Source organism: Polaromonas sp. LjRoot131, from assembly GCF_964252805.1.
Classification (GTDB): domain Bacteria; phylum Pseudomonadota; class Gammaproteobacteria; order Burkholderiales; family Burkholderiaceae_C; genus Polaromonas.
In genome coordinates this window covers 1392574-1404827 of the sequence record NZ_CAXUPF020000001.1, presented here as the reverse complement: position 1 = coordinate 1404827, position 12254 = coordinate 1392574, and the positions used below count along the sequence as shown (strand labels likewise).

Annotated in this window: 5 protein-coding genes; 3 read left to right on the top strand and 2 right to left on the bottom strand. The window is 68.6% G+C overall.

Annotated features, from left to right (window positions below; translation table 11 throughout):
• Positions 1-14 precede the first annotated feature (14 nt).
• Positions 15-698: a sulfite exporter TauE/SafE family protein gene (locus tag ACSQ27_RS06520; protein WP_436154644.1), complete on the top strand. Its 684-nt coding sequence runs from the start codon at positions 15-17 to the stop codon at positions 696-698.
• 71 nt (positions 699-769) lie between these two features.
• Here the strand turns inward: ACSQ27_RS06520 and ACSQ27_RS06515 are convergent, their stop codons facing one another.
• Together ACSQ27_RS06515 and ACSQ27_RS06510 are read right to left on the bottom strand one after the other, a co-directional pair.
• The gene (locus tag ACSQ27_RS06515) at positions 770-2647 is read right to left on the bottom strand and encodes a sensor histidine kinase (RefSeq protein WP_436154643.1); all 1878 of its coding nucleotides are present in this window, start codon (positions 2645-2647) and stop codon (positions 770-772) included.
• A gap of 2 nt (positions 2648-2649) precedes the next feature.
• A complete protein-coding gene (locus ACSQ27_RS06510; RefSeq protein WP_436154642.1) occupies positions 2650-3294 on the bottom strand; it encodes a response regulator in 645 nt (214 codons plus the stop codon).
• A gap of 148 nt (positions 3295-3442) precedes the next feature.
• On the opposite strand from ACSQ27_RS06510, the gene ACSQ27_RS06505 reads away from it, so the two are divergent.
• Positions 3443-5188 (top strand): ShlB/FhaC/HecB family hemolysin secretion/activation protein, encoded by a 1746-nt coding sequence (locus ACSQ27_RS06505; protein WP_436154641.1) that lies wholly within the window; start codon positions 3443-3445, stop codon positions 5186-5188.
• A 119-nt stretch (positions 5189-5307) separates the two neighbouring features.
• Entirely contained in the window at positions 5308-12222 is a 6915-nt protein-coding gene (locus ACSQ27_RS06500) for a YDG domain-containing protein (protein ID WP_436154640.1), read from the top strand.
• Positions 12223-12254: the final 32 nt, after the last annotated feature.

Genomic DNA, 12254 nt, shown 5'->3' with positions numbered 1-12254 from the left:
AGGCCCGCGCCACCATGACTTATGCGCTCACCATGACGGCCCTGCTGATGGGCCTGGCCGGCGGCCCGCACTGCGCCGTGATGTGCGGCGCGGCCTGCGGCGGACTGCGACGCATGGGGCGCATGGGCACGCAGCCGCAGTCGCCGCTGGTCTTCCAGGCCGGGCGGCTGGTGGGCTATTCCACCGCGGGCGCGGCGGCAGCCGCGGCGGTGCAAAGTTTTGCCTGGATGACGGAGCAGGCGACGGTGGTCAAGCCGCTCTGGGTGCTGTTTCACCTGGCGGTGCTGGGCTGGGGACTGATGCTGGTGGCCAAGGCCAGCCAGCCGGCCTGGGCGGATCGGGCAGGGCGCTCGGCCTGGTCCCGGGTGGGTGCGGTGGCCGCATCGCGCGGCGGCATGTTTTCGGTGGGCGCGCTGTGGGCTTTTATGCCCTGCAGCCTGCTGTATTCGGCGTTACTGGTGGCCTCATTGAGCGGTGGGCCGGTGCAGGGCGCGCTGGCCATGGCGGCTTTTGCCGTGGGCAGCGGCATCTCGCTGCTGCTGGCGCCACGCTTGCTGGCCGGGCTAAGGCGTGCCGGGAACGGCCTGGGCGGGCAACTCGGCGTGCGCCTGTCCGGCGGCGTGCTGGTGCTGGCGGCCGTGTTCGGCCTGTGGGGCGACATGACGCATCGCATCGCGCAGTGGTGCGGACTGGCGTGATCCGCCAACGATTGCGGTGTTGACGACACCTACGCTGCGCAAGATCAATAAAGATCAATGAAAGATCGGTCTCAGCGGCGCAACGGAAGCACCAGCGTCACGCAAGTTCCGCCTGCGCCGCTGCCGATGCGGACCTCGCCCCCCAGCTTTTGCGCGCGCAGGCGCATCGCCGCCAGGCCGCGCTGGGTCTTGCCTGGGGCGGGGGTGGTGCGGGTGTCAAAACCGCAGCCGTCATCCATCACGGACAGCTCCAGGGTTTCCGCGGTTTCCTGCGCGCGCACGGTGATGGTTTTGGCGGCGCCGTGGCGGACGGCGTTGTTGATGGCTTCCTGCAGCGTGCGCAGGATGGACAGGCCCGTCTCGGGGGTCAGGTAGTCCATCTGGGGCAAGGGCCCCACCTCCCATTGCAGGCCGACGCCTATGGCGTTGAGGCGGGGTTCGAGCCGGTAGCGCAGGTTGGCCAGCAGGGGCAGCAGGTCGCTTTCTTCCAGGTCCAGCGAGTCGATGATGAGGCGCATGTCTTCCAGGGAGTCCTCGATCACGCGCGCGACTTCTTCGCGCGGCACTTCGTCGCGGCGGGTCATGCGCAGCGCGGTGATCAACTGGCTGCCCATGCCATCGTGCAGGTCGTGCAGCAGCCGCGTGCGTTCGGCGGCGATCACGGCCTGGCGCTCTTCGGCCTTGCGGCGGTCGAATTCCGCGCGCATTTCCTCGAGGGCCTGGCCGTGCGCGGTGCTGACGCCGGCGACGGCAAGGTTGATTTCTTCTTCGGCGCTGGCCCTGTGCAGCGCCAGGCCCTCGAGCGTGCGCGCGACCAGGGTGGCCAGCACCAGCAGCGCGGCCACCGGGGCCATGAAGAAGCTGTCGAAGGCGTTCAGGTCGGCCGGAATGGCCAGGTCCTGCAGCACGGCCGCCCACCAGAAGACCAAAGTCACGGCCAGGAACACTTCGTTGCGCCGGCGTGTGCGCCAGGCCCTGTGAACCTGGGCCAGCACCACGGCGATGGTCAGGGCGAAATACGGGCAGTGCAGCACGGCCACGACGTTGGGCCGCATGTTGCCCTGCAGGTAGGCCACGACGCCGGCCGCGAAAGACAGCGCGATGACGCCGTAAAGCACTTTGAGGTAGCGCTTCCAGGGCGGGCTGGTCCAGTGGCTGTATTCCAGCAGCAGCATGATCATGAGCGTGTTGGACACCAGGGTGCTGGCCAGCGCGAACAGCAGGGATTCCGGCCCCGGCGGCCCGGCTTCGGGCGCAAGCATCACCAGCGCCCGCGGCATCCAGCTCAGGCACAGCAGCACGAACAGCAGGTGGATGTAGCGGCGGGTCTTGAACCACAGGGGAATGGCGCCGAACAGGCAGATGGGCACCGCGAACATCAGCATCGTGGGGGCGATGCTTTGCAAGAAACGGCGCACCTGGAAGGCCGGCCCCACGGCCGCCGTAGTCCCCAGGCTCATGCGCGAAAGCCCGCCGCGGGTGTCGGCGCTGCCGCTGACGCGCACCTGCAGCAGGTTGCCTGAAGGCTTGAGCATGTGGCCTCCCAGGGGCACCCACAGCGCACGGTTGCGGGTAAAGCCGTTGCCCGTGCCCAGGTCCAGCCGCTCGCCGTTGAGCCAGAACTCGCCAAGATCGGCCACGCGCGGCACGACGAGCACAAGCTCTTGCTCCGGGCCGGTGGCGCCGGCCGTCTTCAGGGGCGCATCGAGCGCGATCGAATACCAGGCGACGCCGTCGAAGCCGGGGCGGCTGCGGCGCCAGTTGTCGGGCAGGGCGACCGGGGACGCGGCGCTGAAATCGGCGTCGGCCGGGCGGCCGGCATCATCCGTGACCACCACCGCATGGTCCAGCGTGACCGAGGGCGCGGCCTGTGAAGGGGCCGCAAGCAGCAATGCGGCGCAGGCGCACAGTGCGGCACAGGCAAACCGCCGGAACGGCATGGCGGGCATGCTCAGATCAATCCCCGCGCGCGCGCCTGGTTCACCGCTTCAACCCGCGAGTGCACCGCCAGCTTGCCGTAGATGCTCTTGATGTGCGCGGCCACGGTGGAGGGCGCGACGTCGAGGCGGCGCGCGGTCTCGGGCACCGACAGCCCTTGCGAGACGGCCATGAGCACGTCTTTTTCGCGGGGGGTCAGCGGCTCCACCAGCCAGCGCTGTGCATCTACGCGCGGCGCGGCGAAGCTGCGCAGCAGGTAGCGCGCCACCTGCGGCGACAGCGGCGCCGCGCCCTCGCTCACGGCGCGTATGGCGCGGCCGAATTCCGCCGTGGGCGTGTCCTTGAGCAGGTAGCCGTGGGCGCCTGCCTGCAGCGCGCGCACCACATGGGCCTCGTCGCCGAAGATGGTCACCACCAGGATGCTGGTGTGGCGCGAACGGCGGGCCAGGTCGGCGATCAGCTCGGTGCCGTCGCCGTCGGGCAGCCCAAGGTCGATCAGCGCCACGTCCGGCTGCGCGAAGGAAAAGCTGCGCCGCGCCTCGGCGCAGGAGCCGACCGCATCCAGCAGCTTGAGGCCGACGTCTTCACCCACCATTCGCGCGAATTCCTCACGTATCGGTGTGTCGTCTTCCACCAGGGTCACGGTCAAGATGGACATGGATGCTTTCGTATTCCTTCGTTGTTGTCGGGCCGGTGAATCCCGGCGTGAATCTTAGTGGGTGCCCCTATTTGACCAAAAAAAAATTCGCAATGTCTCCCCGAATCAGGGGAGGCGACGGCCTCCTTGCCTCGACACCATACGCGGCATGCAAACCACTTCCCGTTCCACGACAGGTCGGCCACGGCCGCGGCGCCTGGCCTTTCCCGCGATCTCCGCCAGTCCCGTGTGCCGCGCCGCGGCGCTGCTGTGCGGGGCGGCCTGCCTGGCCGGGCTGGACCCGGCCGCCGCCGCCGGCCCGCCCGATGCCGGCAGCGTGCTGCAGCAACTGAGGCCGCCGCCCACGGCCGTCCCGCGCGAAGAAGCGCCGGCCGTGCTGCCCGCCGCGCCCGAAGCTGCGCCGGCGGTACCCGCATCCCCAGGGGACGCCGCAGCCCGGGTGCGGGTGGCGCAGATCAAGATTTCGGGTGCCAGCGTTTTTGCGGAAGCTGAACTGCTCGCGGTGCTGCAGGACGCCATAGGGCAGGAGCTCGACTTCGCCGGCCTGGAAGAACTGGCCGCGCGCCTGAGCCGCTTTTACCGCCGGCACGGCTACACGGTGGCGCGCGCCTACCTGCCGCCGCAGGACATCAAGGACGGCGTGGTGGAGATCGCTGTGGTGGAAGGCCGCTACAGCGCCATCACCGTGAAGCCGCAGGGCGAGTTGCCCGCGCCGCTGCCGCTGGCCGCGCTGGCGCCGGGTGAACTGGTCAATGACGCGGCGCTGGAGCGCTCGCTGCTGCTGGCCGCCGACGTGCCCGGCATCGCGGTGCGCTCCACCCTGCAGCCGGGCGCATCGGTAGGCACCAGCGAGCTGGTCGTGGAGGTCGAGCCCGGGCCGGCCGTCACAGGCGTGCTGGAGGCCGACAACTTCGGCAGCCGCGCCACCGGCCGCGAACGGGTGGGCGCCAGCCTGTACTTCAACAACCCGGCCGGCCTGGGTGACCTGCTGTCGCTGCGCGCCTTGAGCGCGGGCAAGGGCCTGAACTACGGGCGCCTGGCCTGGCAGCTGCCGGTGGGCGGTGACGGCACGCGAGTGGGCGCCGCCGTCTCGGCGATGGACTACCGCCTGGGCCGCGAGTTTGAAAGCCTGGACGCGCACGGCACGGCTTCCATCGTGACGCTGTTCGCCGCCCACCCGCTGCTGCGTTCACGCGCGCGCAACCTGAACGTCCAGGCCAGCGCCGAGCACAAGCGCCTGCGCGACCGCATAGACCTGGTCGGTACGGCCGACGACAAACAGCTCAGCCTGCTGAACCTCGGCATGTCGGGCGACGTGCGCGACGACTGGGGTGGCGGCGGCGCCTGGAGCCTGTCGGCCACCTACACGCGCGGCCGGCTCAACCTGGACAGCGCAGCGGCACGCGCCATCGACGATGCCACGCTGCGCAGCGCCGGGGATTTCGACAAGGTGAGCCTGCAGGCCGTGCGACAGCAAAGCGTGGGCAGGGCCACCTTGCTGGCGGCCTACACCGGGCAGTGGGCCGGCAAGAACCTGGACTCGTCGGAGAAGCTGCCGCTGGGCGGCGCCGGCGCCGTGCGCGCCTACCCGCAGGGCGAGGCGCCCTCGGATCGCGCCAGCCTGCTGACGCTGGAGCTGCAATACCCCCTGGGCGACGGCTGGCAACTGGCCGGATTTTTTGACGCCGCCGTCGGCTACGCCAACACCGACCCTCTTCCTGGTGGCGCGGCCAACCGGCGCAGCTTGTCGGGCGCCGGCCTGGGCCTGAACTGGGCAGGCGCCCAAGGCTGGTCGGTGCGTGTTTTTTATGCCCGCAAGCTGCACGGCGGCCCGGCCACCGCCGAGCCGGACCGCGGCGAGCGCGTCTGGCTGCAAGCCGCCAAAAGCTTTTGACAGGCCGGAGTGCCGCGTCACGTGTCACATGCCGTGCCCACATGCCCACATGCCAATGCCGCAAGCCGCATCAAGGCTTGCAACCCGTTTGATTCACAACCTGAGTGAGGGAAATCGCCATGAACCACATCTACCGCATCATCTGGAATGACGCCAGCGCCTGCTTTGAAGCCGTGGCCGAGACGGCCGGCGCCAAGGGAAAACGCAGCCTGGGCAAACGCGAGCGCGGCGTGCGCGCGCTGGCCCTCGCCGCCGGGCTGGCCGCGGCGGCGCAGGCGCTGGCTGCGCCCGCGGGCGGGCAAGTCAGCGCAGGGCAGGGCGGCATCGCGCAAAGCGGCAGCACCACCACCATCACGCAGGCCTCACCCAGACTCGCCATCAACTGGCAGAGCTTCGGCATCGCCGGCAACGAAAGCGTCAACTTTGTGCAGCCGGGCGCGAATGCCGTCGCGCTGAACCGCGTGCTGGGCACCGAGGCCAGCCAGATCATGGGCCGGCTCAACGCCAACGGCCAGGTCTTCCTGCTCAATCCCAACGGAGTGCTGTTCGGCCAGGGCGCGCAGGTCAGCGTGGGCGGGTTGGTGGCCTCGACCCTGGGCATGAGCGACGCCGATTTCATGGCCGGACGTTATGTGCTGCGCGCCAACGGCAGTGGTGGCGGCAGCGTGCGCAACGAGGGCACGATACGTGCGGCGGACGGCGGCAGCATTGCGCTGGTGGGCGGCGAGGTCAGCAACACCGGCACGCTGGTGGCCAACCTGGGCACGGTGGCGCTGGCCGCGGGCAAGCAGGTGACGCTTGATTTTTCCGGCGACGGCTTGCTGAAACTCGCGGTGGATGAAGGCGCGGTCAATGCGCTGGTGCACAACGGCGGGCTGATGCAGGCCGATGGCGGCACCGCCCTGCTCACCGCCAAGGCCGCCGATGCCCTGGCCGGCACCGTGGTCAACAACACCGGCGTCATCCAGGCGCGCACACTGGAAAACCGCGGCGGCGTCATCAAGCTGCTGGGCGGCTTTAACGGCGGCACGGTGCAGGTCGGCGGCACGCTGGATGCGTCCGCACCCAACGGCGGCGACGGCGGTTTTATCGACACCTCGGGCGCGCATGTCAAGGTGGCCGAAGGCACACGCGTCAGCACGCGCGCCGCGCAAGGCAAAACCGGAACCTGGCTGATAGACCCCGCCGACTTCACCATCGCCGCCAGCGGCGGCGACATCAGCGGCGCCACGCTGTCCGCCAACCTGGCCAACACCGACGTCACCATCCTGTCCAGCAGCGGCAGCAACGCGGCGGGCAACGGCGACATCCACGTCAACGACAACGTGAACTGGAACGCCAACACGCTGACGCTGACCGCCGCGCGCGACATCAACATCCGCGCCGTGATGGACGCCACCGGCAGCTCGGCCCTGGTCATGAACACCGGCACCGCCAACGGCGCCGATGCGGGCGTTGCCGGCGGCAAGGTCAAGGTGGCGGTGGACCCGGTCACGGGTTTTGCGGGGCGGGTCAACTTCGACCGCGCCGGCACCGGATTTTTAACCATCAACGGCGAGGGCTACATCGTCATCAACACCCTCGGCACCGAAGGCTCCACCGACGGCCTGCAGGCCATCAATGTCGACGGCGGCCTGCGTTATGCACTGGGCGCGGATATCGACGCCAGCGCCACGGCCACCTGGAACGGCAACCAGGGCGCGTCGCCGCTGCTGGGGCTGGGCGGCACCCTGGACGGGCTGGGCCATAGCATCACCGACCTGAAGATCAGGACAGTGAACAACGGCGGGCTGTTCGCCGGCATCAACGGCGGCACGGTGCGCAACCTGGATTTGGCCGGCGTGACCGGTGGAGTGGACGAGTGGTACGGCACCCTGGCTGGTTCCGCCAACGGCGCCACCTTGCACAACCTGCGTGCGTCCGGCACGCTCACGGGGCCCGGCCACGACGTCGGCGGGCTGGTCGGCCTGATGACCGGCGGGACACTGCAGGACGCGCACGCCAAAGTCACGGTCAACATGACAAGCGCCGGCAACAGCGATATCGGTGGCCTCGTTGGCACTGCTCTCAACACGGCTATCCGCGATGTCTCGGCTTCCGGCGATGTCACGGCGACGGGCTACAACCATGTGGGGGGGCTTATTGGCCGGATGCAGGGAGGCTCCCTGGAGAATGCGCGCGCCACAGGCAAGGTCAAGGGAGCGGCAGACGTGGGCGGCCTGATTGGCGCCAATGGCAATCCCACGGCGGCAACGTCCGGCGCGAACCTGGTCAACGTCAGCGCCGCCGGCGAGGTCACCGGCATCGGTTTTGGTTCCAGCGCCAACCGCAACGTGGGTGGCCTGGTCGGCTGGAACTTCGGCAACATCAGCCAGGCCAGCGCGGATGGCGAGGTGCTGGCCGATGGCCTCAATCTGTACAGCTACAGCGGTATTGGCGGGCTGGTCGGCGTCAACCATTCCGGGTCGATCAGCAACTCCCACGCCACCGGCGCCGTCACCGCCACGAACCTGGTCGGCAAGGCCCAGTACGTCGGCGGCCTGGCGGGGAGCAGCACGGGTGACATGACTTCCGTTTACGCCACCGGCGATGTGAAGTCCAATGGCGACTACACGGGCGGCCTGGCGGGGAGCAGCACGGGTAGCCTGACCACCGTCTACGCCACCGGTAACGTGACTTCAGGGGGCAACTACACCGGCGGTTTGGTGGGCAAGAACATCGGCGCCGTGACGGATGCACGCTCGGAAGCCGCGATCGCTGCGACCGTGGAGGGCCCTGGCAACTACACCGGCGGCCTGATCGGTGACCACAGCGGCGGTGATATCCAGAATGCAAGGTCCAACGCCAAGGTCACCAGCCAGGGCCAGCGCACCGGCGGCTTGATTGGACGCTCGACCGGAGCGGCGCTGACCAATGTTCGCGCCAGCGGATCGGTGACGAACACCGGTACCGGCGTGGCGTCGGCCGGGCATTGGGTCGGCGGGTTGGCCGGGGAATTGGTAGGCGGCAGCCTTACCGATGGCCAAGCCAGCGGGGCCGTGACGGGCTACTACGAAGTCGGCGGCCTCGTCGGGGTGTCGTCCGCCATCATCGACAACGCGAAAGCGACGGGCGACGTGACCGGCCTCAACTGGTTCATTGGCGGCCTGATCGGCAGGTCCCGGGCCGCCATTTCGAACGTCGAAGCCAGCGGCAACGTCACCGGTGCCCAGTATGTCGGCGGCTTGATCGGCCGCACGCAGCTGGATGTCACCAACGCCACCGCCCGCGGCAATGTGCAGGGCGACTCCTTTGTGGGCGGCCTCATCGGCGAAGCCGGGCCGCTGATCGTCGTGCGCAACACCCGCGCGGAGGGATCGGTCACGGCGACGAATGCCGGCGACAGCGATGCGGGCGGACTGATCGGTTCCTCGCAGGCGCTGGTGGTGAACAGTTCCGCCGCGGGCCGGGTCGATGCCGCGGGCAGCCGCGTCGGCGGCCTGATCGGCAATGCCTTTGACTACGGGGAGAGCGCCACGCTGGGTTTCATGGAAAACCTCTACGCCACGGGGAATGTCAGCGGGGCCGGCAAAGTCGGCGGGCTGGTGGGCGCGGGGGGCTTCCTGAACCCGGGATGGGTCGCAAAGGAACGATTCCGCGCCGTTTACGCCACGGGCAACGTGACGGGCACGGGCGACGCGGTGGGCGGCCTGATCGGTTACGGCGGCGCGGCGAGCCTCACCGATGCCTATGCCACCGGCAGCGTCACCGGCGCCGCCCGGGTCGGGGGCCTCATCGGCGAACACATCGTCGGTTCGCTGAACCGCACCTACGCGACGGGGGCGGTCACCGGCACCAGCGCCACGGGCGGGCTGATCGGCGTCACCGTCGGCGGCGTCACGAACAGCTACTGGGACACCGTCAGCACGGGGCAGGCTACCAGCCCCGTCGGCACCGGCAAGACCAGCGCCCAGATGAAACAGGCCGACACCTTTGCCGGCTGGAGCATCGACAACCTGGGCGCAACCGGCAGCACCTGGCGCATTTACGAAGGCCAGACCGGCCCCTTGCTGCGCAGCTTCCTGGTGGCGCAAAACGTGGCCAATGTGAACACGGTTTACAACGCGGCGTCGCAGTCGGGCAGCGCCGTGGCGCCTTCCGGCACACGCACCGGCACTGCCGCCAGCGGCCGCAACGTCGGCACCTACACCGCGTTTTCCGACCAGCAGGGGCTGGACATTGTGGGCGGCCTGCTGACCATCACCCCGGCGGCACTCACCGTGAGCGGCGTGACGGCGAGCGACAAGGTCTACGACGGCAACACCACCGCCGCGTTGAATACTGGCGCGGCCGCGTTGTCTGGCGTGCTGGGCAGCGATAACGTTGCCATCAATTTAAGCGGCGCCACCGGCAGCTTTGCCGACAGGAATGTAGGCAATGCCAAGGCAGTGACAGTCAGCGGAGTGGGCTTGTTGTCGGGCACCGATGCGGGCAACTACAGCGTGAGCAGCCCGACGGCCGTGGTTGCCAGCATCACGCCCAAGGCCCTGACCGTCAACGGCGTCACCGCCGCCAACAAGGTCTACGACGGCAATGCCACCGCCACGCTGAACACCGGCACGGCCGCGCTGTCGGGGGTGGTCAGCGGGGATACCGTGGCGGTCAACCTGAGCGGCGTCACGGGCAGCTTTGCCGACAAGAACGTGGGCAATGCCAAGGCCGTGAGCCTGAGCGGCTCCGGCCTGCTGTCCGGCACTGATGCCGGCAACTACAGCGTGAGCAACCCGGCCGGGCTGGTGACCGACATCACGCCCAAGGCGCTGACCGTCAGCGGCATCACGGCCGGCGACAAGGTCTACGACGGCGGTACCACCGCTGCGTTAAACACCACCGGCGCAACTTACACCGGCCTGGTTGGTGGCGACAACCTCACGGTCAGCGCTACCGGCAGTTTTGGCGACAAGAACGTAGGCAACGGCAAAACCGTCACGCTGGCCAGCAGCTACAGCGGTGCCGATGCCGGCAACTACAACATCACCGGCCAGGCAACGACCACGGCCAGCATCACGCCCAAGGCGCTGACCATAGGTGGCATCACAGCCGGCGACAAGATTTACGACGGCGGCACCACCGCTGCCGTGAACACCAGCGGCGCGACTTACACCGGCCTGGTCGGCGGTGACAACCTTACGGTCAGCGCCACCGGCAGTTTTGGCGACAAGAATGTGGGCAATAGCAAAACCGTGACCCTGGCCAGCAGCTACACCGGCACAGACCTCGGCAACTACAGCATCACCGGCCAGGCCACGACCACGGCGAACATCACGCCCAAGGCGCTGACGGTAGGCGGCATCACGGCCGGCGACAAGATCTACGACGGCGGCACCGCCGCCACCGTGAACACCAGCGGCGCGAGCTATACCGGCCTGATCGGCGGCGACAACCTCACGGTTAGCGCCACCGGCAACTTTGGCGACAAGAATGTGGGCAACGGCAAAACCGTGACGCTGGCCAGCAGCTACAGCGGCGCCGACCTCGGCAACTACAGCATCACCGGCCAGGCCTCCACCACGGCCAGTATTACGCCCAAGGCGCTGACGGTCAGCGGCATCACGGCCGCCGACAAGGTCTACGACGGCGGTACCACCGCTGCGGTGAACACTAGCGGCGCGAGCTATACCGGCCTGATCGGCGGCGACAACCTCACGGTTAGCGCCACCGGCAACTTTGGCGACAAGAATGTGGGCAACGGCAAAACCGTCACGCTGGCCAGCAGCTATGGCGGCACCGACGTGGGCAACTACAGCATCACCGACCAGGCAGCGACCACGGCCAGCATTACGCCCAAGGCGCTGACGGTCAGCGGCATCACGGCCGGCGACAAGGTCTACGACGGCGGCACCGCCGCCACCGTGAACACCAGCGGCGCGAGCTATACCGGTCTGATCGGCGGCGACAACCTCACGGTCAGCGCTACCGGCAGCTTTGGTGACAAGAACGTGGGTACCGGCAAAACCGTCACGCTGGCCAGCAGCTACGGCGGCACCGACCTCGGCAACTACAGCATCACCGGCCAGGCAACGACGACGGCCAGCATCACGCCCAAGGGCTTGACCGTCAGCGGCGTCACGGCCGGCAACAAGGTCTACGACGGCAGCACCGCCGCCACTGTCAACACCGCGGGCGCGGCCTACAGCGGGCTGATAGGCGGCGACGACCTGACGGTCACCGTCACCGGCACTTTCGCCGACAAACACGCGGCCACCGGAAAAACCGTGACGCTGGCCGGCAGCTACAGCGGCGCCGATGCCGGCAACTACGCGATCACCGGTCAGACTTCAACCACGGCTGACATCACGCCCGCCACGTTGACGGTGACGGCGCAGGCGGACAACCGTGTCTACAACGGCACCACTGCTTCTTCGGTGGGCCCGGTCGTCACCGGCACACTCTACGACGCGGTCGGCAGTGCGGCGACGCAAAACTTCGACAACAAAAATGCCGGCACCGGCAAGACCCTGAACGCCGCCGGCTTGGTGATGAACGACGGCAACGGCGGCAACAACTATGCCGTCAGCTACGTCGCCAACACCGGCGGCGTCATCACGCCGGCGTCGCTGTCGGTGGCTGCGGACAACCAGTCCAAGCCGGCCACCACCGCGGACCCCTTGCTGACCTACACCACAGGGCCTTTCGCGGCGGGCGACAGCGCCGCCTCGGTGCTCAGTGGTGACCTGCAGCGCGCAGCAGGCGAACAGGTCGGTACGTATGCGATCAACCAGGGCTCGCTGGCCTCCAACGGAAACTACCTGATCGCCTACACGCCGGGCAGCCTGCTCATCACGGCCACACCGGTGCCAGGCACGAAGCTGGCGGAGGCGGGCAGGCAAAAGCCTTTGCCCGTGCCTGACAGCCGGCAGCTTGCCGCCTGCGCCGCATCGAACGGCCGCGGCAACTGCGCGGTGGAGTTGCCGATCAGGATCGTGGATGAAGGCTTGCGCCTGCCGGCATTCGCCCGCGGCCCGGGCGCCGGCCCGCGCGAAGCCGCGGAGTAGGGGCCCAGCGGGGAGGGCCTGCGTGAGGTACC